The following is a 24,057-nucleotide window of genomic DNA, read 5'->3' on the forward strand; positions in this document are numbered from 1 at the left end:
ACCGCCCGCTTCACGATGGCCGACGTCCTGGCTTTCCGGATGCGGCAGCGGCCGGTCCGCATGGCCGCGGCGATCTCGACCCTGACCGTGTCGCTGTTCTACCTGCTGGCGCAGATGGCCGGCGCCGGTGGCCTGGTCACCCTGCTGCTCGGCGTGAGCGGGGAGGCGGCCCAGGCGATCGTGGTCACGATCGTCGGCGCGCTGATGATCTTCTACGTGCTGGTCGGCGGCATGCGCGGCACCACGTACGTGCAGATGATCAAGGCGACGCTCCTGATCGCCGGCGCGTTCGTGATGACGGTGTGGGTGCTCGCCGAGTACGGGTTCAACCTGTCGGCGCTGATCGGCGGGGCGGTCGAGACCGGCGGCGCGGCCGTGGCCGATCCCGGCGCCCAGTACGGCCTCACCGGCACGACGAAGCTCGACTTCGTCAGCCTCGGTCTCGCCCTGGTGCTCGGCACAGCGGGCCTGCCGCACGTGCTGATGCGCTTCTACACGGTGCCCACTGCCAAGGAGGCCCGTAAGTCGGTGGTGTGGGCGATCGTGTTGATCGGCGCCTTCTACCTGTTCACGCTGGCACTGGGCTACGGCGCCGCGGCCCTGGTCGGACCGGACACCATCCTGGCCGCACCGGGCGCGCAGAACTCGGCCGCACCGCTGCTCGCCTTCGAACTCGGGGGTGTCGTGCTCCTCGGCGTCATCTCGGCGGTGGCGTTCGCGACGATCCTCGCGGTCGTCGCAGGCCTGACCATCACCGCGGCAACGTCATTCGCGCACGACATCTATGCCAGCGTGCTGAAGAGCCACCAGGTGACCGAGGACGAGCAGGTCCGGGTGTCACGCATCACGGTTGTGGTGATCGGCATCCTGTCGATCGGGCTTGGCATCCTGGCCGCCGAGCAGAACATCGCGTTCCTGGTGGCGCTGGCATTCGCGGTCGCCGCCGCGGCCAACCTGCCGACCATCATCTACTCGCTGTACTGGCCGCGGTTCAACACCCGCGGCGCGCTATGGAGCATGTACGGCGGCCTGATCTCGACAATCGTGCTGATCATCTTCTCCCCCGCCGTGTCGGGTGCGAAGACCGCGATGCTGCCGAACATCGACTTCGCCTGGTTCCCGCTGGCCAACCCCGGCATCGTGTCGATCCCGCTGGCGTTCATCCTCGGCATCGTCGGCACGCTGAGCTCCTCGGACCGCGGCGACCCGGAGATCAACGCCGAATTCGAGGTGCGAGCCCTGACCGGAATCGGGGCGGAAAAGGCGGTCGCCGCTCACTGACCGCCTCCGCTCGGTAGCGCCGCCAGAACCCCCCGCTGGCGGCGCTACCTTTGTTCATGGGCCGCCTGCGCGCGAGTCGATGTCGTCGTGCGGGAGACCGCCGCACAGACATTCACGGTCGACGGCAGTGTGGCGCCACCCCAGCCGTCCTACGCTCACGGATAGCGGCTGGAGGAGGACAGAGTGGTCAGGGCGTTCCGCAACGACGGTCCGGTCATCGACATCCATTGCCATCGCGAGTGTGCGCCTGCCGCCGAGTTCATGAAGGACGCGGCCGTCGCGGCCGGCAAGGTCGCGCTGGGGCACGGCAATCCGACGACTCAGGCGGTGAACCGCCGCCAGCTCGAGGCGATCAGACCCAAGATGGACATGCTCGACGTGCGCATCGCCGACATGGATCGGATGGCCGTCGACGTGCAGGCGGTGGCGGTCGCGGTGTACCAGTACTACTACTGGGCCGACCCCGAGCTCGGGGCCAAGGTCGCGCGGATCGTCAACGAGGAGTTTGTCGAGGCCACTTCCCGCTACCCCGGCCGCTTCTTGCCGTTCGGCACCGTCCCGTTGCAGGACACCGAGGCCGCTGTCCAGGAATTACGTTATCTGGCAACCGAACTCGGCATGCGCGGCATTGAGATCGGCACACACATCGAGGGTGAGGAGATCTCCAGCACACGCCTCGAACCCTTCTGGGCGCAGGTCGAGGCCCTTGGTCTGGTGGTTGTTGTCCACACGCAGGGCGCCAGCCACCCGCAGCGGATGGCCGACCACAACTTCGTCAACATCGTCGGTCATGCCTTCGAAGCGACGCTGGCCACCGCGCACCTGATCTTCGACGGTGTCGTCGAGCGGCATCCCGGCCTCAAGATCGTCGTGGTGCACGGCGGCGGCTACCTGCCGGCCTACGCCGGCCGACTCGACCACGGCTGGCGCGCACGCGAAGACGTACGCGAAGGCGTTCCGCGGCCGCCGACTGAGTATCTGCGCAAGTTCTTCTTCGACACCATGGTCTTCGAACCCGGCCAGCTCGAGTACCTGGTCGACCGCTACGGCGCCGACCACGTGCTGCTGGGCACGGACTACCCGTACGACATGGGCGATGACGACCCACTGGCGCTGCTCGGCGCGACCTCCGCGCTGGGCCAGGACCAGATCGACCTCATCGCCGGCGGCAACGCCGCCCGTCTGCTGGGACTGACATGACAATACGGGCGCATGGCACCGTGGGTTTGGCGGTCATCGGCTGCGGCACGGTCGGTCGGATCCGGGCGATGCTCGCCCGCGAATACCCGGGCATCGGCTGGCTGGGTCTGTGCGACATCGACGAGCCGACACTGAAGGGGTTGGCCGACGACACCCGGTCCGACTTCGCCACCACCGATCTGGGCGAGCTCCTCGCACGCCCTGAGGTCGGGGCGGTCATCGTCGCGACCGACGAGCAGGAGCACGTCGAGCCGATCCTGCGCTCGGTCGAGCTCGGCGTGCCGCTGTTCATCGAAAAGCCGCTCGCCACAGACCCGGTGGAGTCTGCCCGGGTACTGGCGGCGATCGAGCAGGCCGGCGTCGACGCCGTCGTCGGGTACACACAGCGGTTCCGCCGACGGTTCCAGACCGTCAAGCAGCGGCTGCGTGACGGTCAAATCGGCGATGTCACAACGGTTGTCACGCGCGCCTTCATGAACCGCATGGTGCCGGAGGCGACGCTGCGCAAGGTCACCGACCCCGCAGGTCTCACACCCATGGTGGTCTCGGGCACGCACAGCCTCGACATGTGCATGTGGCTGCTTGAGGGGCGCAGGCCGGTCGAGGTGTACGCGCGCTCGACCGATCGCACCCTCGGACCAATCGGCACGAAGGACGGGACGTCGGGCATCTTCACGATGGATGACGGTGTGGTGTTCTCCATGAACATCAACTGGGCGTTGCCGACGGTGTGGCCCGGCGCCGTCTACGGGCTGGAGATCGGCATCGTCGGAACCCACGGCGTCATCGACGTCGAGGACACTCACCGCGATGTCATTCTCGCGTCGGAAATCGGTCAGCCCGCGGGCTATACGAGCCGCGGCTTCGCGCCGCCGACTCCACGGCACGTCGACTTCATCGGCAGCTATCCGCCCGGCGATGTGTCCGACGGCCTGTTGTGGGGCCCGATGCGTGAGGAGACCACGACGTGGTTCGCGCGGGTGTGCCGTGGCATCGAAACTCCGCATGCGACAGCGGCTGACGGCCACGCCAATCTCCTGCACACGATGGCGATGGATCTCTCGGCCCGCACAGGACGTCCAGTAGCCCTGCCCATCTCCCCCGACGAGCTGGTCGCCGGGCTCTAGCGGAAGGACACAGCGTGCAGCAGATCAACTTCGGCATCATCGGCACCGGATGGTGCGGGGGTATTCGCGCCGTCGCCGCGGCGCGCAGCCCACTCGTCAATGAGCTTCATCTCGCCGAGATCGACCCGGCCCGCCTCGCCGAGATGGCTGCGCAGACCAATCCGGCGTCCACCACGGACCGCTGGCAGGACATCGTCGAGAACCCGGATATCGATGCGGTCGCCGTCTCCGCCACGCCCGAGGACCTGCATCACCCGATGACCAAGGCGGCGTTGGAATCCGGAAAGCACGTCCTGCTGGAGAAACCGATCGCGTTGACGCTCGACGAGGCCGACGAGCTCATCGAGATCGCCGACACTCGACGGCTCAAACTCACCATCGGCTATTCGCAGCGCTTCAACGCGAAGCAGGCGATGATCAAGCGATCCATCGCCGACGGCACGCTAGGCGACGTCACCAGCATTCTGCTGAGCCGGCACATCACCCGTTCGCTCGGCGCCAAAATCGGTTCTCGGACCAAACTCTCGCCCGCCGCCATGGAGGCCACGCACGACCTGGACTTCGCCTTCTGGTGCCTGGAGCCCCGCAGGCCCGTGCGGGTCTACTCCCAAAATGCCTGGGGCGTAAGAAAAGCGACTCTCGGAGTGCCCGACACCCAGTACATCGTCGTCACCATGGACGACGGAGTCGTCGTGACCGTCGGGGCGGGCATGTCCCTACCACCGGGCTATCCGAACGCCTCCACCACGTGGATGGAGGTCATCGGCACCGATGGCGCGGTCCTTGCCGACGCCAGCCACCGCGACATCGTGCTGAATACCGTCGCGCAGGGCGTGCAGTTCCCACTGTCGACCATGCCCGGCGAATTCGTCGACCATGTCTATGCCGGACCAATGGAAAGGGAGACAACGCATTTCATTGAGGCCGTCGCATTCGACCGCCCCGTCATGGTCGACCCGCACCTGGCCCGCATCACGATGGAGGTCTACATGGCGGCTGATCTTTCCGCAGAGCTGAACCAGGTTGTGGAGTTGCCGCTGAGCCGCGATGATGCCCGCCGTGTGGTGGCCTGAGCTTGCACCGAAGATCGAGTCGTCGCGGGCACCGCGTCCGCGATGCCTGTGCGTAGATTCCCACACGCACCTCTCGGTCCCGCAGGCTTCGTCGATTGCGAAGCCGTACTTCCGTCCTGAACTAGAACCGCGAGCGCTCTACTCGTCGGCAGAGACGTTGCGCTACAACACCGAGTACCGCGCGAGCGCGCTCAACACCGCGCAGTTCGAGGATGCGCAGCAGCGGATGGCCGACATGGATACCCAGGGCGTCGATGTTCAGTTGCTCTCGGTTCCGCCGACGGAGTACTTCTACTGGCTGCCCGAGGACGAGGCCCTGCGCGCCAACCGGGTTCAGCACGAGCGGTTCGCAGAGATAGTCAGGCAGTGGCCCTTACGATTCGCCGCCGTGGCGAACGTGCCGATGGCCTATCCGCCACTGGCCGTGGAGGTACTGCGGGAGGCCCACCGGGACTTCGGGTTTCGCGGCGTGGAGATCAGCGCGGACGTGCTGGGACAGGACCTCGACGACCGCCGCTTCGATCCGGTGTGGGAGACCGTCGCCGAGCTCGACATGACGGTGATCCTGCACCCGCAGGGCTTCACCCACGGGCAGCGGTTCAGCGACTACTACCTCGTCAACGTGATCTGTATGCCCCTGGCGTCGACGCTCGCAGTCACCCGGATGATTCTCGGCGGAGTGTGGAACCGGCATCCCGGGCTGCGTGTGATGGTCGTACATGGTGGCGGCTATCTCCCGTTCTACGTCGCCCGCACCGACCACGCCTGGCGGGTGCGGCCCGAACTGCGGCACCACCTCGACGTGCCGCCCAGCGAGGTGCTGCGCTCGATCTACGTCGACACCAACGTGTTCGACCCCCGGATGGTCGAGCAGCTGGTGGCCGACCTCGGCGCCGACCATGTATTGATGGGTACCGACTATCCGTTCGACATGAGCACGGTCGACCCGGTCGGCTTTCTCACGGATGCGGAGCTGAGCGATGCCGACCGCGAACTCGTGCTCGGCGGAAACGCCGCCCGACTGTTCGACATCAAGGGAGCGAAGGCATGAGCAGACATAGCGCGTCGGAGCTCACGGAGCTCGCTGCGGCAATCCTGCGCGCGTGCGGCGTCGCGCCCGAGCACGCGAACATCACGGCGTCGCGGCTCGTGGAGGCTGATCTGCGGGGGCGTTCTGGGCACGGACTGATCCGCCTTGCGTCATACGTCAGCCGGATCCGTGCGGGCGGGGTCAACGTGAGACCCGTCATCGAGGTCACTCACGAAACGCCGGTCTCGGCGTTGGTTGACGGGGACAACGGGCTCGGTCAGGTGGTGATGACCCGGGCGACGGAGCTGGCCATCGCAAAGGCTGGCCAGACGGGACTGGCCTGGGTCGGCACCGTGCGCTCCAATCATGCCGGGGCGGCCGGCCTGTATGCCCAGATGGCGGCAGATGCCGGACTGGTCGGGATGTACTTCGCGGTGGCCAACGCCAACGGCATGCCTCCGTGGGGCGGCACCAACCCGATGCTGGGGACTAACCCGATCGCGATCGCCGTACCTACCAACGACACGCCGTTCGTGCTCGACATCGCCAGCACGGCGGCGTCGCACGGGTCTATCAAAGTGGCTGCGCGCGAAGGCCGTCCGCTGCCGGAGGGTTGGGTCGTCGACGCCGACGGCCGGCCGATCACCGACGCCGGGCGGGCCGCTGAGGGCTTCCTGGTGCCGATGGGCGGATACAAGGGCTCCGGTCTGACGATTGCCATCGGGCTGCTGGCCGGCGTCCTCAACGGCGCCGCGTTCGGCGACGATGTCGTCGACCATCGCCGTGACGAGGTGACCCCGACGAACACCGGCCAAGCGATACTCGTGCTGGCGCCCGACCTGTTCCGGCCGCGCGGCGAAGTGCTGGCCGACCTCACACGCCACCTTGACGACTTGCGGAATTCGGGCAGCCGCGACGGCGGCGCCGTGCGTCTACCCGGCGACGAAGCCGCGCGCACACGTGCCGACAACGAATTGCACGGTATTCCGATCCCCGACAGCCTCGCCACCGAGCTCGACCAGCTCGCTGGCGAGCTTGGCGTTGCTTCACCGTTCATCAAGGCCGAAACCCGATGAAGCTCATCACCTTCCGTAATGACACTGGGTCGTCAGGCATCGGAATCCTCGACGGCGACGAGGTGGTGCCGCTGGTCGCAGATCACGCGTTGCCCACGAACATGGCCGACTTCGTCGCACTCGGCGCACACGGACTCGAGCGGGCCGCCGCCGTGCAGGCCAGCGGGGCTCGCATAGCTGCCCCCGACGTGCGCCTGCTGGCGCCGATCCGGCCGCGCAACAACGTGATGTGCGTCGGCAAGAACTACATCGATCACGCCGTGGAGTTCAACAGCAGCGGATTCGACGCGTCGGCGAAGCAGGCGATGCCTACGGCCCCGGTGATCTTCACCAAGGCACTGTCCTCGCTCATCGGACCGGGTGACGAGGTGCGGGTGAGCGATGATCCCACGGCGACAAGTGATTACGAGGGCGAGCTGGGAGTCGTCATCGGGCCCGGTGGGCACAAGATCGACGAGGCCGACGCGCTCGATCACGTCTACGGGTACACGATCGTCAACGACGTCACCATCCGCGACCTGCAGAAGCGGCACGTGCAGTTCTTCATCGGCAAGAGCGCCGCGACCTACTGCCCGATGGGCCCGGTGCTTGTGACCGCCAATGAGATCGCCGATGTCGGCGCGCTGCGGGTGCAGACACGCATCAACGGCGAGCTGCGGCAAGATGCCCCGGTGAAGGACCTCATCTTCGACATCCCGCGGTTGATTGCATCCATCTCTGCGGCAGTGCTTTTGGAGCCAGGCGACGTCATCGCGACTGGGACGCCTGCCGGAGTTGGCATCGGCTTCACGCCGCCGCGGTTTCTCGCGCCAGGCGATCGCATGGAGGTGACGATCGACGGTATCGGCACCTTGGCCAACCCCGCCGTCTAATCGCCGCCGAACGTTCCTTACCACTCGACAAAATCGCCGAAACCTCGAGCGGTAAGGAACGTTCGCGAGCCTACGAGACCGCCAACGCTCCCAGGTTCTCGAATGTCTTGAAGACATCGGCCTTCATCAGCGCGACATCGGCGTTGGCGGCGTCCCGCGGGAACGGCAGCGTGACCTCGACGTCGTCGGCCAGCCGTCCCCCCTTGGCGAACACCAGGATTCGGTTCGAGAGCTCGACCGCCTCTCCCACATCGTGCGTGACGAACACGACAGTCTTGCCGGTCTCCGCCCAGATCGTGTGCAGTTCCTTGCGCAGGGTTCGGGCGGTGATGGCGTCGAGGTGGCTGAACGGCTCGTCCATGAACAACACGTCGGGTTCGGTCGAGAAGGCCCGGGCGATACCGACACGCTGCTGCATGCCGCCGGACAGTTCACCCGGATACTTGCCGCCCTTGTCCCCGAGCTGGACCATCTCGAGATAGTGCTGACAACGCGCGCGGGTCTGCTCCGAGCGGTCTTTCTGCACGAACAACATGTTTTCCATGACGGAGCGCCACGGCAGCAGCCGCGCGGCCTGGAACACATAGCCCGCATGCGCAGGCTTGCCGTTCTGCGTGATGCTCACCCGTCCGCTGGTCGGCACATCGATGCCGGACAGGATGTTCAGCAGCGTCGACTTACCGCAGCCCGACGGCCCGACGATCGAGACGAAGGCGTGTCCGCTGATGCTGAGGTTGACGTTCTCCAGCGCCACTACCTTGTCGGTACCGAGCCCAAAGTGCTTGTGCAGGTCCGAGATCGTGATGTCAGCCATGGTCGTTCTCGCTCCTCGAGTTGTCAGGTCCTTCGGTAACAAGTGAGATGCTGCCCATCGCCGCGCCCGTCGCGGTGGCAGCGCCGACGGCGGCTTTCGTCGGTGCGTCGAACTGCTGCTCGACGACGTCCAAGCCGTCAACCGATGGCCGCCACCGGAACATCCGCTTGGACAGCTGGTCGAACATGAACTTCTCAAACACCAAAGCGAAGATCACGAAGAACAGCGCGTAACCGATCACGCCGTAGGCCCGGTGTGCGTCGTACCAGAACTTGATCGTCCACCCCGCACCGTCCATGCCGCCGAAGACCTCGGCGACGACCAGACCCTTCCAGCCCAGGGCGAAGCAGTACCGGGCCGCGGCGAACAAGAACGGCAACAACGACGGGATCAGCACCTGGCGGATCACCCGCTGCCGCGGAACATCGAAGGCGCGCGCCATGTCGAACAGGTCGGACGGCGTATTACGCACGCCCTCGCGAACATTGATGATCACGAACGGAACGCCGGTCAATACGACCGTGATGATCGGTCCGATGTCGCCGAAGCCGAACGCCAGGCTGCAGAACAGCGCCCACGCAAGGTTCGGCATCGCGAGGATCGCCACCACCCAGTCGTTGAAGAACGCGTTGACAGCCTTGGACAGGCCCATCGCGATACCGATTGCCGTTCCGATGATCAACGCGATGACCATGCCGATCGCCAAGCGCTGCAAGGAGATCGCGAAGGTCTCGTACAGGTTGTGCGGCGCCACGGTCTTCAGCGTGATCTCGTTCCACATGAACTCGATCACCTGCCACGGTGTCGGCAGCACATCGACCGCGAACGGCCAGATGCTGGTGACCAGCTTGATCGCCAGCACCCAGAACACCAGGCAGACGACGGGGAACAGCAACCGGCCCGCAAGCGAACCACGCCGGAACGAGCGCCACAGGCGCTGCGGGCTCATCGTCGAGGTGCTCATGACTTGAGCTCCCCACGCCAGGCGAAGAACCGTCGTTCCAGCGACTCGAGCACAATCTTGTCGAGGAACAGTGCAAGCACGTAGAACGCCAGGATCCAGGTCAGGAACTCATCGAGGCGGAAAAGTTGTGTGGCTGTTCGCATCTCGAAGCCTATTCCTTGGGATGCCGCGAATACCTCGGTGAGCACCGTGACCTTCCATGCGATCGAGAAGCCGAAGCGAACGCCGGTGAAGATGAACGGCGCAAGGTGGGGGATCACGATGTGCCGGTTGCGCTTGTACAGCGATACACCGAACGACTTGGCCATGTCGAGCAGGTCTTTGGGCAGCGACTTGATGCCTTCGGACACATTGACCGTGATGATCGCGAAGGTCGTCAGGACGATCGCGAGGATCGGCCCGACCGTCCGGTTACCGAAGATGATGGCCGTGATCAGCGCCCAGATCAGGCCTGGCGTCGTAACGCCGATGGTCACCGCATCGCGGAAAAACCCGTTGAGGAAACGGTTCTGCATCAGGATGCCGATGCCGACACCCACCACGAACGCGATCGCAAACCCAACCGCGATGCGCGACAACGTCGTCGCGAATGCGCCGGGCACCTCGCCGGTCGCCCACAGCCGGCCGAAGGTCTCGAACACCGTCGACGGTCCCGGCAGCAGCGCCTCGTCCATCACGCGGCCGGAAGCCAACTCCCAGATGCCGAGGAAGAACACGTAACCGGCGATCCGCCAGCCCCATGTCGTGATGCGGTCCTTGCGTTTGGCCGCGCGGACGAGGTCTTCCTCGCTAGTGCGCTTCACCGATGTCGGCGGTGAATCCAACGTCGTCGCCACAATCGCCTTTCTTCGTCGATGCCGGGGCCGGCTACTGCCGACCCCGGCCCTGGAACGTCACTGGGGGGTGATCGCCTCGAATCGCGGCTTCGGCGCGTCCGCGGCGAGGTAGTTGGGGTTGTCGGGATGCAGGTGCTTCATCAGCTCCCACAGCTCGGTTTCGTTGGCGATCCACGCCTCGTCCATCGCGACTTTGTCGACGAACCAGTCGGCGTCACCGGACATGTAGTCGATCAGGAAGTTGATGTCCTCCTCGGACTCGACCGAGAAGTGCTGCGGGTACTTCTGGATGATCTCGGCCTTCTGGTCCTTCCATTGGTCGACGCCCTGCTGCCACAGGTCGAGGAACTTCGCGGCGAGCTCCGGGTTGGCGTCGTACCACTCCTGCGTGGCGACGAAGTTGTTGCCGCTGACGTGGTTCAACCCGTCGTTGTTGGGCGCGAACTCCTTGTAGAGCTGGAACGGCGACTTGCCGTCGTACATCAGTTCCAACTCGCCCTTGCGCATCTGCGGGACGGCAGCCTCAGGAATGATCGCTGCGGCCTCGCAGTCGCCGCGCAACAGGTTCGTCGGGTTCACGAAGTGGTCATTGACGAGCAGATCGAAATCGCCGCCGCCGACGCGGTAGTCCAGGTCGTGCATCTCTTTGGCCAGCACGCCCCAGAACGCGGCGTTGGATGTCGGCCCGGAGACGCAGATCTTGGAACCCTTCGGGATGTCGGCAAGCGTCTTGTACGGGTCGCCCTTTCGCTTGAACATCGGGACGCGCTGGTAGTTGTACTTGCCGAAGGTCACCGTCTTGATGCCGGTTTCCGCCTCCAGGACGGGTGTCTCCTGGGTGGACATCGAGACGATGTCCCCGTGGCCGCCTGCGAAGTAGGTGAACTCGTCCCACGTCGTGGAAGTCTCGATGCGGACGTTGTTCTCCTGCTCCCACTTGGCCAGGGTGCCGTTGTCCTTCATCATGTCCCAGACCGCCTCCGGCGCGAACGCGAAGCGGATGACCTGCGCGTCGCCGCTCTGCTCGGCCGCTCCTGAACAGCCGGCGAGTGTCACCGCCAAGGCCGCGGCCGCGGCGACGCTCATTGTCTTCATGGCCTTCACGATGGTCCTCCTCCGTACACGTCCACCTGGGATGGAACATGACTGTGATGTGTACCACTGAGTGAAGCGCCGGGCTCGCGACCGGCCTATGTCGTCGACCGTGAATTTCGCTCCCAGCGGGTGTCGCGGCCTGTGACGTCGCCCGTCAGGCACCGGGCGCGGTGACGAATCGCGTGATCCAGACACTTCCGAATTCGCGCCGAACGCCACTGACGTGTGGCACCACCGCGCCTTGGATGGACCCATGCGACTCGGCTACTTCTCGATGCCCCTGCACCCCGCCGGCCGGAACTGGTCGGAGACCCTTCGCGAGGATCGTGAGGCGGTGATCCTGGCCGACCGCCTGGGCTTCCACGACGCATTCATCGGCGAACACCTCACCGACCGCCACGAGACCATCACCAACAGCCTGGTGTTCCTCGCGACGCTGATCTCCGAAACCGAGCAGATCCGCCTCGGCACCGGCACCACGAACCTCTCCCAACAGCACCCTGTGCTGGTCGCCGCCAACTCGGCGATGTTCGACCACCTCGCCGACGGCCGGTTCATCCTGGGCATCAGCCCCGGGGCGCTGCCGTCGGATGCGGAGGCGCTGGGGATCCTCGACCAGGACCGCAACGAGATGTTCGCCGAGGCCATCGACGTCATCACCGCGATTTGGGAGAGCGAACCCCCGTATTCGCTTGTCCGAGAAGGGGGCCGGTTCTCCGTCACCACCGAACGCACTCTCGATCTCGATCTGGGTGTCGGAATCTTGCCCAAGCCGTTGCAGCAGCCGCGACCGGAGATCGTCGGCACCGTGGTCGCGCCGTTCTCCAAGGGAGTCGTCGCGATGGGCGCGCGCAACTTCCATCCGTTGTCGGCGAATTTCCTTCTCCCCCAGTGGGTCGCCACGCATTGGCCGAACTACGTCCAGGGCAAGGAATCGATCGGCGAGGAAGCCGCTACCGAGGACTGGCGCGTGGCCCGCACCGTGTTCGTTGCCGACGACCCAGCGGTGGCGGAGTCCTACGGCCGCAGCGACGCCAACAGCCCGTACCGCTTCTACTACACGAAGATGCTGACGAAGATGCGCAAGATCGGCCGGCTCGAGCTGTTCAAGACGCACCGCGACCAACCCGACGAGGAGGTAACCCTCGACGGTGTCCTCGATCAGCTGGTCATCACCGGTACACCCACATCGGTCGCCGACCAGATCCTCGAATTCCGCGAGCAGACCGGCGATTTCGGTGAGTTGGTGTACGCCGGTCTGGACTGGGTCGACCCAGCGCTGTCGCGACGGTCGATGGAGCTGATGGCCGAGCAGGTCATGCCGCGGATCAATGCCGCCTAACCTGGCAACGGGCCCGGACCGGCTGCCGTTGCCGGAGGCGCTGACGCAGGACCAGCAGAGCGCGGTCGACAAGATCGTGGCGGGGCCACGGCGCGCCCTCGTGGGCCCGTTCATACCGCTGCTGCGTAGCCCGGACCTGATGACGCGGCTGCAACTGGTTGGCGAGTATCTGCGCTTCGACTCAGGGCTGCCCGCTCACCTGCGGGAGCTGGTGATCCTTTTGGTCGCCCGCGATTGGGACCAGGACTTCGAATGGGGCCACCACGCCCCGTTGGCCCGCGCCGCAGGCCTCGACCAACAGGTGATCGCCGCCATCCGCGACGGCCGCAGCCCCGTCGGCGGCTCCGACGACGTTCTGGCGGTGTGGCAGTTCGTCACCGAGCTCGGCGAGCACCATGCGGTGACGGACTTGACGTTCGACGATGTGATGCGCGCCGTCGGCGACACCGGCGTCGTCGAGCTGATCGCCACGGTCGGCTACTACACGACGTTGGCGATGACGATGAACGCCGCACGAACCCCTGTGCCCGACGACTACGAACGCCTGCCGTGAGTACACCGTTCGTGTTCCTGCACCCGCTCGGCGCCGACGCCCGCTTCTGGGACCCGGTGCGTGCGGAGCTCGTCCCGCACAAGAGCACGTCGCTCGACCTGCCCGGGCACGGATCGGCGCGGCCGGCGGCGCTGGGGGCGGGCATCGATGCGTATGCCGCCGCGGTCGCCGGCCAGCTCGACGAGCCCGTCCATCTGGTGGGCATGTCGCTCGGCGGGTTGGTGGCGCAGGAGCTGGGGGCCTCCCGGCCTGACCTCGTCGCGTCGGTCGTGCTGGTGGACACCGTGGCGGTGTACCCCGAGCCAATGCGGCAGATGTGGCGGGAGAGGGCCGATATCGCCAGGACGAGCGGCCTGTCGTCGCTCGTGGAGCCGATGGTCGAAATGTGGTTCTCCGCGGAGTTCGCGGCCACCGCCGATCCACGCGTCGAACAGGCGCGACACACCTTCCTCTCAACCGACCCCGAGGGATATGCCCGCACCTGCGACGCGCTGGCCGAGGTGGACCTGCGCGAGCGCGTGGCCTCGCTGACGGTCCCTGCCGTGGTCGTGTGCGGACAGGACGACGCTCCGCCGTTTCGCGACGCGGCGCGGTGGTTGGCGTCGACGACCGGCGACGGGACGGTGCAATGGCTGCCCGGCAGGCATGCCTGCGCCGTCGAGAATCCGGCGAAGTTCGCCGAACTGCTCGTCACCAGCTCGACGAAAGTTCCTTACCGCTCGAAAAATCGACGAAATGTCGGGCGGTAGGGAACGTTCGCGGACTCAGGCCTCCTCGATACCGTCCAGCAGCCGCATCAACCGAGCCGCGACCTGCAGCTCGGTGCGTCGTTCGCTCAACGTGTGACCCAGCAGCTCCTCGGCCTTGTGCAGGCGGTTGCGGACGGTGTGCTCGTGCAGCTGCAGGTGCTCGGCAGCGGCGACATGAGAGCCGAATCTGAAGGATGCCTCCAGCGTCTCGCGCAGCCGCGACGCCTCCACGGTGTCCCCGGCCAGCGGTCCGAGTTCGCGCTCCACGAACTGGCGGGCCTGCGCCGGGTCGCGCATGAGCAGGATCTCCAGACCGACGTCGTTGTGGTGCACCACCGACGGTGCTCCTGGCCGATCCCATGCGGCCCGGATCCGCTCGGCGTCGATCGCCTCGGCCAATGTCGCGCGGAAGCCCTCGATTCCGGCGTGCGACCCACCCACCGCAGCGGGCACTCCCGCTTCGGTCAGCATGGCGTCGAGCGCGTCGATGACGGTCCGCTTCCACTCCCCGATCCGCCCGAGCCACACCACCGTCGAGCTCAGGGTCAGCGGGTACACCAGCGCGTGCTGGCAACTGACCGCCGCACGCAGGCCGACCGCGAGCTGTGTGGCCGCGCCCTCGGCGACAGTCGGCAGCAGCACAGCGATGTGCCTGTACGTCAGGTCGTAGGACAGGATCGCCGCATCGGAGCCGGACAGCGCCCCGCTCTCGTCGCGCAGAATGTCTTTGACCAGACTGCGACGCATATGTGCCCGCGACCGGTTGAGCGCCTCGTAGTCGCGGGTGTACGTCTCGGCGACTTGGGAGGCGACGAAGTCCTGATAGCCCAGGATCGTCTGGGTGAGCAGCTGCTGAGCCAACGCCGCCTCGTCGCGGTCGACATCGCGATCCACCATGATCTGGCGCAGGTGCGCGCTCCACGCCTCCCACATCGTGAAGAAGCTGACCCGGTAGGAGCGCTGCATGGATTTCTGCGGAATACGCAGCTGCGCTTGCACTTTCGCGAACGACAGCACCTGCTCGAGGTAGACGTCCTCCAGCGCGATCTCGCCAGCGATCACCGAGCGCAGGCAGCGGGCGTTCGCACTCGTGCTCGCCGTGAGGTAACCGCGGAACTCGTCGTCGTGCGCCTGGTTCGGAAACGCGATGGCCAGGCACCGACCGATGATGACGTCGACGAGTTCGTCGACATCGAAGTCCTTGGCCAGGGCCTGCACCCAATCCGGCAGTGGCCGCTCGTCTCGCCACAGGTTCAGCGGCGCCGGCATCGGGATGTCAGCGGGGGGCGTGGCGGGTTCTCGATCAACGGTCATCGACATGGCGATCCTAGTCGGGACGACGCATCACCCGACGACTTCCACCGCCCCGCTCATCGCTGATCGGGTGATGGCCTCGAACGTCCGTGCGTTCGCCACCATCTCCTCCAACGGGATCGGGTAGACGGACTCGCCGGCGGCGGCCCTCGCGAACGACTCGATGTTCTCCCGCACCGACGAATGCGGCGGGAAGAAGGCCGAACTCGCGTCTTCCCCGCGAACCTGCCGGGTGACGTCCCAGCCCTGCGGATCCTCGGGGTGGGTGCGATCGCGAATCTCCACCCAGCCCTCCGAACCGAGCACCGTGATCCTGCCGACGAACGGCGTCGCCAGGATTGCCGTGATGAGCGCCGTCTGCCCCTTCTCGAACGCAAGGGTGATGGCGAGCGTGTCGCCGTTCGCGAAGCTGGTCGCCTGCGTCGACAGCCTCGCCCATACCTGCGTGGGCCGCCCGAAGATGCTTATCGCCAAGTCCACCAAGTGAATTCCGGTCGCCGACAACGGTCCTACGGGCGCCTCGATTGCCGACAACCGCCAGTTGTCGGGAGGCAGATCGAGGAACTTGTCCTGGCTGAAGTTGCCTTCGAAGACCAACGGAGTCCCGAGCTCGCCGTCTGTGATCGAGTGCCGCAGCGCGACGACCGCAGGCTCGAACCGGCGCTCGTGCCCGATGCCGAGCTGCAGTCCTGCCGCTGTGATCGCGTCGACGGCGCGTTGCGCTTCTTCGCCCGACGTGGACAGCGGCTTCTCGCAGAACACGTGCTTGCCGTGCGCGGCGGCGGCGATGATCTGGTCGGTGTGGAACTTGTGCGGCGTGCACAGGATCACCGCGTCGATGGTGTCGTCGCACAGCACGTCGTCGAGCTGATCGCTGACGGCAAGCAGGTAGGGCCGCATGGCATCACGGGCCGCGGCGTCGACGTCGACCCCGGCGACGATTTGCACGTGGTCACTTCCCGAAAGGTCAGCGACGACCTTTCGGCCCCACCATCCCAGTCCGGCAACGGCTGCCTTGATCACGTGACCAGTCAAGAGCGGGCGCCGCGTCCGCGCATTGTCGCTCGGCGTGAAGTTCGGGCGTGGACCTGCCGCATTCCGTGAGTGATTGCTCGCAACGGCCCACGTTCAATTGACATATCAGGGCACGACGGGAGAAACACGCATGACGCAGGAATACGTGACCGCCCATGAGGCGGTCGACGCGGGCCTGTTCCGTCATGTCGTCGGTCATCTGGCGAGCGGTGTCACGGTGGTGACGACCCGCGTCGACGGCCGCGACCACGGCATGACCGCCAGTTCCGTGACGTCCCTGTCGATGGAGCCGCCGATGATGCTCGCGTGCGTCAACAACGCCGTGCCGACGGCGACGGCGATTGAGCGCAGCGGCCGCTACACCGTCAACGTGCTCGGCCAGACACACGGCGACCTGGCATACCAGTTCGCCTCACCGGGGCCGGACAAGTTCGCCGGAGTGCCCATCGAGCGTGGCGCCGGGGGGGTGCCTCTGCTCGCCGAGGCGATCGCGTCGCTGGAGTGCGAGGTGACCGAGCAGGTCGTCGGAGGCACCCATTCGGTGTTCCTCGGCCACGTCATCGCGGCGACTGCGCGGGAAGGCAGTCCACTGACGTACTTTCGCGGCGACTTCGGGCGTTTCGAGTTCGAACGCAACGACCGCGCGTACGAACACGCCAGGGACATGGTGCTGAGCCGGGTCTTCGCCGCTGGCGAGGTGATCACCGTCGACGAACTCGCCGACCACCTCGACGGCGATCGGGCCAGGGCGTTCTACGCGCTCACCCGACTCGCCGGAGACGGCCTTGTCCGCCGCGACCCCGAACGCGGTTACGTCATCGAACCTTTCGACGTGCGCACATCCGACGACACGTTCGAGGCCAGGCTCGCGATCGAGCTCGGCGTCATCGACCGCGTGGCGGGCGAGTCCGATCCTCGGGTGCTCGCCGTCGCGCGCGGCCACCTGGACACCATGTCGCGCTATCTGGTCGACGACCACTTCGAGGACTTCCATGCCTACCTCGATGCGAACTACGCGTTCCACGAGTCGATCGTGGCGCTGTCGGGCAATCCGTTGCTCATCGCGGCGTTCGGATCGCTGTCCATCAAAAACGTGATGGCCCGCAGCTTCGGCACGACGGCACAGTCGTCGGCGACGTTTCTCGCAGTGCAGCGCGACCTGCTGGAGGCGCTCGAGAACGGCGACGCCGACGCGGCTCGGGCGGCCGCAAGGACGTACTGCGACCTGGCCAAGGCCCGTACCCGACAGCTGCTGGCGCTGACCGGCGGACAGGTCTGAGGAATAAGACTGCCAGGTTGCGTCGATATCATTCGATGTGCTTGATACTGCTTCACCGCAAGGGCGCATAAGCGCGCGGCGATTCGCATTCCCGCTGCTGGCCTACGCATTCGCGGCGATCATGCTGGGCACGACGCTGCCGACGCCGATGTACGCGCTGTACGCCGAACGCATGCACTTCGCGGTGCTGACCACCACCGTGATCTACGCCACCTACGCAGGCGGCGTGCTGTTCGCGCTGCTGGCGTTCGGGCGATGGTCCGACGCGGTGGGCAGACGTCCGATGCTCGCGGCCGGGCTGGTGGCAGCGCTGGCCAGCGCCGTCGTCTTCCTGGTCGCCGACTCTGTGCCACAACTGTTGGTCGGCCGAGTGCTGTCAGGCGTGTCGGCGGGCCTGTTCACCGGCACCGCGACCGTCGCCGTCATCGAGGCGGCGCCACCGAAATGGCGGGGCCGCGCGGCCGCCGTCGCGACCGTCGCGAACATCGGCGGCCTTGGCGCCGGGCCGCTTCTGGCCGGGATGCTCGTCGAGTACGCGCCGTCACCCCTGCACTTGACCTTCATCGTGCACATCGCGCTCGTGGTGCTCGCCGCAGCTGCGATCTTCGTCGCACCCGAAACCTCTTCGCGCACGGGGCGGATTGGGCTGCAGCGGCTTTCGGTGCCCAGCGAGGTCCGCGCGGTGTTTGTCATAGCCGCCATCGCCGCCTTCGCAGGGTTCGCGGTCAGCGGACTGTTCACCGCCGTGGCGCCATCGTTTCTCTCGCAGGTGGTCGGCATCGACAACCACCTGGTGGCCGGGCTCATCGTCTGCTCCATCTTCGCCGCCTCGGCCGTGGCACAACTTTTCGCCACCGGGATCAAACCGGAACGGGCGGTGGCCCTCGGTTGTGCGATCCTGATTGTCGGCATCGCGATTCTGGCTGCGGCGCTGCACTTTTCGTCGCTCGTCGGCTTGATCGCCGCCGCGGTGGTGTCCGGCATCGGACAGGGGATCAGCTTCAGCCGCGGCCTAGCCGCGGTCGTCGAGAAGACGCCGGCCGAACGGCGCGCCGAGGTCAGCTCGATGTATTTCGTCGTTGCCTACGTAGCGCTGTCCGTCCCGGTGGTCAGCGAAGGTTTCGCAGCCCACGCGTGGGGATTGCGCACCGCCGGCGTCGGTTTCGCCATCGCGGTCGGGGTGCTGGCGGCACTGTGTCTGGTCGCGATCCTGGTGCAGGAGGCGCGTCAGCAGCGTCGCACCGTCCCGGCCTGATCAAGCCAGGAAGCGCTCTACGTACGGCGCGAACCGCGCGCGCAACTGGTTCTCGTCCAGCCCGAACATTTCGCACGACGTCGCCACCCTGCCGAGGCGGCCGCGCTGGTGGCCCGAGATGTAGGCGGCCATCGAAGCGCGGGCGTCGTCGGTGATCGGCTCGCCCGCCAAGGCGTATACCTGTTCGGCCACACCGAGTTCGGAGGCCATGAAGTCGTCGAAGCGGATATCGAGGGAGCGCTCCTGCCCGATCACATCGCGGTCGCGCACCAGCGCGCACAGCATCTGATCGAGGCGCTCGGCCCAGGTGGCGGCGATCTCCTCGACGGGCACCTGGCTGCGGTGCATGCGCGCGGAGTAGGTGATCATCGCGATCATCGACAGCGCCACCGGCACCGGGTCACGGTGGGTGAACACCACGACTACGCCCGGGAAAACACGGTTCAGCACCGGCAGTTGTTCCAGATGTTGCGGCGATTTGAGCAGCCAGCGCCGTCCCCCACGCAGGAACTGCAACGCCTTGAGCTGGGTGGCCAGGTGCTCGTAATATGTTGTCTGGTCGTGGGATTGGTAGTAGTCGCGCCATCGCGGCACGTGCGCGAGGGTCTCGAACAGCATCGTCGAGAAGTCGTTCGCCAGTAGCTGGATCTCCTCGTGAACGTGGTCGGTAGTCATCTCGTGCATCAGCCGGAAGTGCGGCATGACGACATCCAGCACCGCGATCGCCGTATCCATCCGGGCGCGACGTGGATCCGGTTCTATACCGGCCTCGGCCGGAAGCGGGAACGGCTCGACGCTTTCCCAATACGGCAGGGTGCGGAAGGTTGTCGCGGAGCCAAGCAGGTTGTGCAGATGAGTGGTCCCGGTGCGAGGCAGACCGGCGATGACGACAGGCGGCAGCAGCTCGATGTCGTGGATCTGCGGGTGCCGCGCCAGCAGGTCGGTGAGCAGCAGGCGGTTCTTGAGCAGCTGCACCAGTTGCGAGTAGAAGTTGACGACCCCAGGGTCGTGCATATCGCCGATCTCGTGCAGCGCCGCGAGATACACGTCGAGCCGCTCGCGGTAGTCGTCATCACCGAAATCGTCGAGCCCGGTGTCCGCACTGGCCTTGGCGTGCAGCGCACCGGAGTCGAGCCGGCAGTCGGGCGCCATCGATGCCATCACGTCGCGGATCGCCTCGGCGGCGGCGCTGAACCGGGGCTCGGCGAGGTCGTCGAGCTGGACGATGTCTGCTGTGGCGTCGGTCACAGACACTTATGTTACTCTGAGTTACGTAATGACAACAGACCTGGGTCGGCCCCGTGATCCGCGGATCGACGGTGCGGTGCTTCGCGCGACGGTCGACCTGCTCGGCGAGACCGGATATGCCGAGCTCTCGGTCGACGCGATCGCCAGGCGGGCGGGTACCAGCAAGCCGGCGATCTACCGCCGCTGGCCGAGCAAGGCACACCTCGTGCACGAGGCGGTGTTTCCCATCAGCGACGCCACCGAGCTTCCCGACACCGGCTCGCTAGCCGGCGACGTGCACGAAATGATGCGCCGCACGATGGCCGTGCTGACCACGCCGGCGGCACGTGCGGCACTGCCAGGACTCGTCGGCGAGATGGCCGCCGACCTGACGCTGCACGGCGCGCTGCTCGAGCGCTTCGGTGACGTCCTCTCGCGCGGGCTGACCGAACGCCTCACGGCCGCCGCGGACCGTGGTGAGGTCCGACCGGAGGTCACCGCAGCCGATCTGGCCGAAGCGGTCGCAGGGATTTCACTTCTCGCGCTACTCACCCGCGGTGCGGCCATCGACAACGCGTGGGTCGAGCGGGCGGCCACCTTGATATTGAGAGGAATCAGCACTTGACGACTCACGAATCGACCGCAGCCTGGCGCGAACTGCTCGAAACCCTTGGCGGCCTTGACCGTTCATTCCTCGAGGGTGACCGCGCGGTCACCGACGACCGGCACATCGCCGACGGTTACCGCATGCTCGCAACCACGCTGGGCGTGGCACTGGATACGTACCTCTTCGCCGAACCGAGCAGGCCGCAATTCGTGGAAGTCAACACCCCGTACCGGCGCGACCGCCGGTGGGGCGGCGACAACACCGACGCCTACTACCGCCTGTGCCCGATCGATCCGAAGCGCCGCTATCGCATCAGCGGCACCAAAGGCGACAGCGTCTACTTCTCCGTGACCGCCTACAACGAGCCCTCACCCGGAACCTGGTCCGACCGGATCGTCGCGATCGTGCGCGACGACGACCTCGACATTGACGCCGTCGGCAACTTCTCCTTCGAGTTGGGACCGACGCCCGACGCCGCGGTGCTGATGACCCGCGACTACCAGGCCGACCCGCAGACCGGCCGCCCCGTCACCTGGCACATCGAGGCGCTCGACGAGCCCGACCCGATACGGCATGGCGACGCCGAAACCGCGGCAGCCCTTCGGGCCAGCGCCGCCTGGCTGCGCACCATGTTCGCGATCGTGCCGCTCGCCGTCGGTGTGCGAGTCGACGATTCTCACGCTCTGGGCCATGAAATCTCGCAGGCCGCAAACCAATTCGCCGATCCCTACCAGGTGCCCGACGCCAACTTCGGCTGGTCGGCGCGCGACGCCTGCTATTCGTACGGCAGTTTCGTGCTCGAGGAGGACGAGGCACTGGTCATCACCCACCGGCCGCCGCAGTGCAGGTTCTGGAACCTGGTGGTGTGGAACCAGTTCATGGCCACCCATAACGCCTCCGACGCGCGCAGCTCGGTCAACGGTCACAGTGCGGTTCCGAATGCCGACGGGTCGGTGACGGTCGTCGTATCCCGCGGAATGACAACACATCCCAACTCTCTGACGACGCTGGACTATCCGCGCGGCAATCTCGCCTTCCGGTGGTTCCTTGCCGACGAGGTGCCGGCACGGCCCGAGGTGCGGCTGGTCAAGGTGTCGGACGCACCGACGAACCTCGACTGAGTCGCGGCCGAAAATTTGAGTGCTTTTACCTAGGCCGGCCGGCCATAGGTTTGCTGCATGCCAAATGCCGCATTGTTTCCCACCCCGGCCGAGGTCCAGGCCGGCACGCCGGCCACCCGCGACCGGGCCATTGACGTCGTCCGCATCGTGTCGCTCGTCGGCGTCGTGCTCGGGCACACGATCATGGCCACCAGCACGCTGCGCGACGGCGTGTTCATCTGGAGCAACCTGCTCACGGTTTCGCCGGTGTTCCAGGCACTGACCTGGGTGTTTCAGATCATGCCGCTGTTCTTCTTCGCCGGAGTCGCCGCATGCGTCGATTCGTGGCGGCCAGGCATCAGCTGGGGCAACTGGCTGATGCGCCGATGCACGCGGCTCTACCGTCCGGTGTTCTACTACCTGGCCTTCTGGGCCGTCACGCTGGTGGCTCTGCACGAGGTGCTGCCCGAACACGTCTACGAACCGGTCGCCGGGATCAGCATCCAGCTGCTGTGGTTTCTGGGCGCCTACGTCATGGTGCTGGCGGCAGTTCCGCTGCTCGCGCGCATCACCACCACCGGGCAGCTGGTCGCCGCGGTTGTAGCTGCGTACGCCTGCGTGGCCGTCGTCGACGCCGTGCGAATCAACGTCGACGGATACTCGGCGCTGGGCTACCTCAACATGACCGCGTGGCTGATCCCCGGCATGCTCGGCGTGGCGTACCGCCGCGGCCTGCTCAAAGGGCGCGCGCCCCTGACGGTCGGCGTCGTGATGTTCGCGGTCAACCTCGCGTTGATGGTGTTCGGGCCATACGAACTGAGCCTTGTCGGCATAGAGACGCAGCAGCTGAAGAACATGACGCCGCCATCGCTGTTGCTGGCTGGGCACGCAATCATGATGTGCGCGTTCGCGATTGCCGCGATGCCCGCGATTGCCCGGTGGGCGCAGCGGCCGAGGGTGTGGTGGCTGACGGCGATCGGCAACTCGGGGGCGATGACGCTGTACCTCTGGCACATCCCTGCGCTGCTTGCCACACATCTGGTGTTCGACTACCTCGGCTATCCCCGCTTCGACCCGGCGTCGCCCAGCTTCATCGTGCTGTCGGTGGCGCAACTGGCGATCATGGCGGCACTGGTCGCACTGGCGTTCGTCACGCTGCGGCCGCTGGAGAACAATCCGCTGCCGTTATGGGACGGCGGCTTCGTCGCAGAGCCGGGCGCGCGCAGCGCGGCGGTCGGGATGCTGCTGTGGATCGCGGGTGCGGCGACGCTGGCCTCGGTCGGCTGGGGTCTGAAGGATCAGGGCCTCTACTGCGTGGCGGCGATGCTCGCGGCGCTGGTCGCCGCCCGTCGGCTGGCCGACGAGCCTCAGCGCGTCTGCGTCGCCAGCCTGCCTGCGAGGATGACGTAGGTCGCGGCGAAACTGCGTCGCATCCACGCCACGATGCGCGGCCGCGAAACGACCTCACGGCGCACCGCCGCGGCGAACACGCCGTAGATGCTGAACACCACCAGCGTCACCGCCATGAAGATCGCGCTCAGCCACACCATGTGTGGCACCGCGCCCTCGCTACCGGCCGTGACGAACTGGGGCAGGAACGCAAAGAAGAAAATGGTCAGCTTCGGGTTGAGGGTGTTGACCAGAATGCCCGCCATGATGACCCGCCACGGCGATACCCTGGCAGGCCCGCTCTGAACCTCGAACACCGACTTATCGCGAAATGTCTTCCACGCCAGGTAAAGCAGGTAAACCACACCGAGCCACTTGATGATCGAGAACGCCAGCGCGCTGGCGTGCATGATCGCCGCAAGGCCTGTCACCGCGGCGATCATGTGCGGGACGATCCCCAGCGTGCAGGCGAACGCGGCCACCAGGCTGGCCCGCCAGCCGCGCGAAATTCCGGCGGCAAGGGTGTACAGCACCCCGGCGCCTGGAGTCGCCACCACGACCAGCGTCGTCAGCAGAAACTCGGGCGTCACGGACTAACCGCTCTTGCGGCGGAACTCCCGGCGATGCTCGGCAGGGCCGTGCGGCGTCGGCTGCTTGAGCCCGGCGTCCTTGTGGTCGGCTGCGCTGGCCGTGCGGGCCTTCTTCCGTTCCAGCGCTTCGCGGAATTTGCGTTTGTTCTCGTCCTCGGGGGTTGCTTCCCGGGTCGCTTCGCTCCTGCCCTCCGGATTGGACGCCGCGTCTGATTCAGCCATGACCGCAGCGTATCGCTACCGCATCCC

Annotated in this window: 24 protein-coding genes; 15 read left to right on the top strand and 9 right to left on the bottom strand. The window is 66.2% G+C overall.

Annotated elements, in window-relative coordinates; all coding sequences use genetic code 11:
* The 7 genes from VFH65_RS18390 to VFH65_RS18420 form a co-directional block, all read left to right on the top strand.
* Window positions 1-1,281 (top strand): solute symporter family protein (locus tag VFH65_RS18390; protein ID WP_353323372.1); only part of this gene is annotated, 1,281 nt, incomplete at its 5' end.
* 183 nt (window positions 1,282-1,464) lie between these two features.
* Window positions 1,465-2,481, top strand: a complete 1,017-nt coding sequence (locus tag VFH65_RS18395; protein ID WP_353323373.1) for an amidohydrolase family protein — start codon at window positions 1,465-1,467, stop codon at window positions 2,479-2,481.
* Entirely contained in the window at window positions 2,478-3,608 is a 1,131-nt protein-coding gene (locus tag VFH65_RS18400; RefSeq protein ID WP_353323374.1) for a Gfo/Idh/MocA family protein, read from the top strand. Before VFH65_RS18395 ends, VFH65_RS18400 begins: the two co-directional genes overlap by 4 nt.
* Window positions 3,609-3,622: 14 nt before the next feature.
* Window positions 3,623-4,681, top strand: a complete 1,059-nt coding sequence (locus VFH65_RS18405) for a Gfo/Idh/MocA family protein (RefSeq protein WP_353323376.1) — start codon at window positions 3,623-3,625, stop codon at window positions 4,679-4,681.
* On the top strand, window positions 4,668-5,732 hold the full coding sequence (locus VFH65_RS18410) for an amidohydrolase family protein (protein WP_353323379.1): 1,065 nt from the start codon (window positions 4,668-4,670) through the stop codon (window positions 5,730-5,732). The genes VFH65_RS18405 and VFH65_RS18410 overlap by 14 nt, the downstream gene beginning before the upstream one ends.
* Complete coding sequence (locus tag VFH65_RS18415) at window positions 5,729-6,787, top strand: Ldh family oxidoreductase (protein ID WP_353323380.1); 1,059 nt, start codon at window positions 5,729-5,731, stop codon at window positions 6,785-6,787. Before VFH65_RS18410 ends, VFH65_RS18415 begins: the two co-directional genes overlap by 4 nt.
* Window positions 6,784-7,659 carry a fumarylacetoacetate hydrolase family protein gene (locus VFH65_RS18420; RefSeq protein WP_353323381.1) on the top strand — a complete coding sequence of 292 codons (876 nt, stop codon included), beginning with the start codon at window positions 6,784-6,786 and terminating at the stop codon, window positions 7,657-7,659. Before VFH65_RS18415 ends, VFH65_RS18420 begins: the two co-directional genes overlap by 4 nt.
* 70 nt (window positions 7,660-7,729) lie before the next feature.
* Here the strand turns inward: VFH65_RS18420 and VFH65_RS18425 are convergent, their stop codons facing one another.
* The 4 genes from VFH65_RS18425 to VFH65_RS18440 are packed head-to-tail and all read right to left on the bottom strand — an operon-like array spanning window position 7,730 to window position 11,368.
* Window positions 7,730-8,473, bottom strand: coding sequence for an ABC transporter ATP-binding protein (locus tag VFH65_RS18425; RefSeq protein ID WP_353323382.1), 744 nt, complete (start codon window positions 8,471-8,473; stop codon window positions 7,730-7,732).
* A complete protein-coding gene (locus tag VFH65_RS18430; protein WP_353323384.1) occupies window positions 8,466-9,437 on the bottom strand; it encodes an ABC transporter permease in 972 nt (323 codons plus the stop codon). The genes VFH65_RS18425 and VFH65_RS18430 overlap by 8 nt, the downstream gene beginning before the upstream one ends.
* Window positions 9,434-10,273: an ABC transporter permease gene (locus VFH65_RS18435; RefSeq protein ID WP_353323385.1), complete on the bottom strand. Its 840-nt coding sequence runs from the start codon at window positions 10,271-10,273 to the stop codon at window positions 9,434-9,436. The genes VFH65_RS18430 and VFH65_RS18435 overlap by 4 nt, the downstream gene beginning before the upstream one ends.
* 57 nt (window positions 10,274-10,330) lie before the next feature.
* Window positions 10,331-11,368, bottom strand: coding sequence for an ABC transporter substrate-binding protein (locus VFH65_RS18440; RefSeq protein ID WP_353323387.1), 1,038 nt, complete (start codon window positions 11,366-11,368; stop codon window positions 10,331-10,333).
* 253 nt (window positions 11,369-11,621) lie between these two features.
* On the opposite strand from VFH65_RS18440, the gene VFH65_RS18445 reads away from it, so the two are divergent.
* From VFH65_RS18445 to VFH65_RS18455, 3 genes are read left to right on the top strand one after another with little or no spacing between them, the layout of a single operon-like run.
* A complete protein-coding gene (locus VFH65_RS18445; protein ID WP_353323389.1) occupies window positions 11,622-12,710 on the top strand; it encodes an LLM class flavin-dependent oxidoreductase in 1,089 nt (362 codons plus the stop codon).
* Complete coding sequence (locus VFH65_RS18450; RefSeq protein WP_353323390.1) at window positions 12,700-13,263, top strand: carboxymuconolactone decarboxylase family protein; 564 nt, start codon at window positions 12,700-12,702, stop codon at window positions 13,261-13,263. Before VFH65_RS18445 ends, VFH65_RS18450 begins: the two co-directional genes overlap by 11 nt.
* Window positions 13,260-14,012: an alpha/beta fold hydrolase gene (locus tag VFH65_RS18455; RefSeq protein ID WP_353323392.1), complete on the top strand. Its 753-nt coding sequence runs from the start codon at window positions 13,260-13,262 to the stop codon at window positions 14,010-14,012. Before VFH65_RS18450 ends, VFH65_RS18455 begins: the two co-directional genes overlap by 4 nt.
* A 15-nt stretch (window positions 14,013-14,027) precedes the next feature.
* On the opposite strand, the gene VFH65_RS18460 is transcribed toward VFH65_RS18455, so the two are convergent.
* On the bottom strand, window positions 14,028-15,326 hold the full coding sequence (locus VFH65_RS18460) for a PucR family transcriptional regulator (RefSeq protein WP_353323393.1): 1,299 nt from the start codon (window positions 15,324-15,326) through the stop codon (window positions 14,028-14,030).
* A gap of 30 nt (window positions 15,327-15,356) precedes the next feature.
* Entirely contained in the window at window positions 15,357-16,349 is a 993-nt protein-coding gene (locus VFH65_RS18465; protein ID WP_353323395.1) for a Gfo/Idh/MocA family protein, read from the bottom strand.
* Between the two features lie 142 nt (window positions 16,350-16,491).
* Here VFH65_RS18465 and VFH65_RS18470 point away from each other — a divergent pair, with 142 nt between their 5' ends.
* On the top strand, window positions 16,492-17,640 hold the full coding sequence (locus tag VFH65_RS18470; protein WP_353323397.1) for a flavin reductase: 1,149 nt from the start codon (window positions 16,492-16,494) through the stop codon (window positions 17,638-17,640).
* A 37-nt stretch (window positions 17,641-17,677) separates the two neighbouring features.
* Entirely contained in the window at window positions 17,678-18,895 is a 1,218-nt protein-coding gene (locus VFH65_RS18475; protein ID WP_353323398.1) for an MFS transporter, read from the top strand.
* Here the strand turns inward: VFH65_RS18475 and VFH65_RS18480 are convergent, their stop codons facing one another.
* Entirely contained in the window at window positions 18,896-20,143 is a 1,248-nt protein-coding gene (locus VFH65_RS18480; RefSeq protein WP_353323400.1) for a sulfotransferase family protein, read from the bottom strand. It abuts the gene before it with no gap.
* Between the two features lie 28 nt (window positions 20,144-20,171).
* Here VFH65_RS18480 and VFH65_RS18485 point away from each other — a divergent pair, with 28 nt between their 5' ends.
* Genes VFH65_RS18485 through VFH65_RS18495 form a run of 3 tightly spaced genes read left to right on the top strand, consistent with a single transcriptional unit; the run spans window position 20,172 to window position 23,239 of the window.
* Window positions 20,172-20,747 carry a TetR/AcrR family transcriptional regulator gene (locus VFH65_RS18485; RefSeq protein WP_353323402.1) on the top strand — a complete coding sequence of 192 codons (576 nt, stop codon included), beginning with the start codon at window positions 20,172-20,174 and terminating at the stop codon, window positions 20,745-20,747.
* Window positions 20,744-21,850: a DUF1214 domain-containing protein gene (locus tag VFH65_RS18490; RefSeq protein WP_353323404.1), complete on the top strand. Its 1,107-nt coding sequence runs from the start codon at window positions 20,744-20,746 to the stop codon at window positions 21,848-21,850. The genes VFH65_RS18485 and VFH65_RS18490 overlap by 4 nt, the downstream gene beginning before the upstream one ends.
* A gap of 57 nt (window positions 21,851-21,907) precedes the next feature.
* On the top strand, window positions 21,908-23,239 hold the full coding sequence (locus VFH65_RS18495; RefSeq protein ID WP_353323405.1) for an acyltransferase family protein: 1,332 nt from the start codon (window positions 21,908-21,910) through the stop codon (window positions 23,237-23,239).
* On the opposite strand, the gene VFH65_RS18500 is transcribed toward VFH65_RS18495, so the two are convergent.
* Window positions 23,197-23,808 carry a LysE family translocator gene (locus VFH65_RS18500; protein WP_353323407.1) on the bottom strand — a complete coding sequence of 204 codons (612 nt, stop codon included), beginning with the start codon at window positions 23,806-23,808 and terminating at the stop codon, window positions 23,197-23,199. The genes VFH65_RS18495 and VFH65_RS18500 overlap by 43 nt on opposite strands.
* Window positions 23,809-23,811: 3 nt before the next feature.
* Entirely contained in the window at window positions 23,812-24,030 is a 219-nt protein-coding gene (locus VFH65_RS18505; RefSeq protein WP_353319799.1) for a DUF5302 domain-containing protein, read from the bottom strand.
* Window positions 24,031-24,057: the final 27 nt, after the last annotated feature.

The organism is Mycobacterium sp. (assembly GCF_035697385.1).
Taxonomy (GTDB): Bacteria; Actinomycetota; Actinomycetes; order Mycobacteriales; family Mycobacteriaceae; genus Mycobacterium.

Coding starts and splice junctions, on each gene's coding strand:
- VFH65_RS18400 (WP_353323374.1), top strand. CDS start 2,478: ATGACAATACGGGCGCATGGCACCGTGGGTTTGGCGGTCATCGGCTGC.
- VFH65_RS18415 (WP_353323380.1), top strand. CDS start 5,729: ATGAGCAGACATAGCGCGTCGGAGCTCACGGAGCTCGCTGCGGCAATC.
- VFH65_RS18420 (WP_353323381.1), top strand. CDS start 6,784: ATGAAGCTCATCACCTTCCGTAATGACACTGGGTCGTCAGGCATCGGA.
- VFH65_RS18425 (WP_353323382.1), bottom strand. CDS start 8,473: ATGGCTGACATCACGATCTCGGACCTGCACAAGCACTTTGGGCTCGGT.
- VFH65_RS18430 (WP_353323384.1), bottom strand. CDS start 9,437: ATGAGCACCTCGACGATGAGCCCGCAGCGCCTGTGGCGCTCGTTCCGG.
- VFH65_RS18440 (WP_353323387.1), bottom strand. CDS start 11,368: ATGAAGACAATGAGCGTCGCCGCGGCCGCGGCCTTGGCGGTGACACTC.
- VFH65_RS18445 (WP_353323389.1), top strand. CDS start 11,622: ATGCGACTCGGCTACTTCTCGATGCCCCTGCACCCCGCCGGCCGGAAC.
- VFH65_RS18450 (WP_353323390.1), top strand. CDS start 12,700: ATGCCGCCTAACCTGGCAACGGGCCCGGACCGGCTGCCGTTGCCGGAG.
- VFH65_RS18460 (WP_353323393.1), bottom strand. CDS start 15,326: ATGACCGTTGATCGAGAACCCGCCACGCCCCCCGCTGACATCCCGATG.
- VFH65_RS18470 (WP_353323397.1), top strand. CDS start 16,492: ATGACGCAGGAATACGTGACCGCCCATGAGGCGGTCGACGCGGGCCTG.
- VFH65_RS18485 (WP_353323402.1), top strand. CDS start 20,172: ATGACAACAGACCTGGGTCGGCCCCGTGATCCGCGGATCGACGGTGCG.
- VFH65_RS18495 (WP_353323405.1), top strand. CDS start 21,908: ATGCCAAATGCCGCATTGTTTCCCACCCCGGCCGAGGTCCAGGCCGGC.
- VFH65_RS18505 (WP_353319799.1), bottom strand. CDS start 24,030: ATGGCTGAATCAGACGCGGCGTCCAATCCGGAGGGCAGGAGCGAAGCG.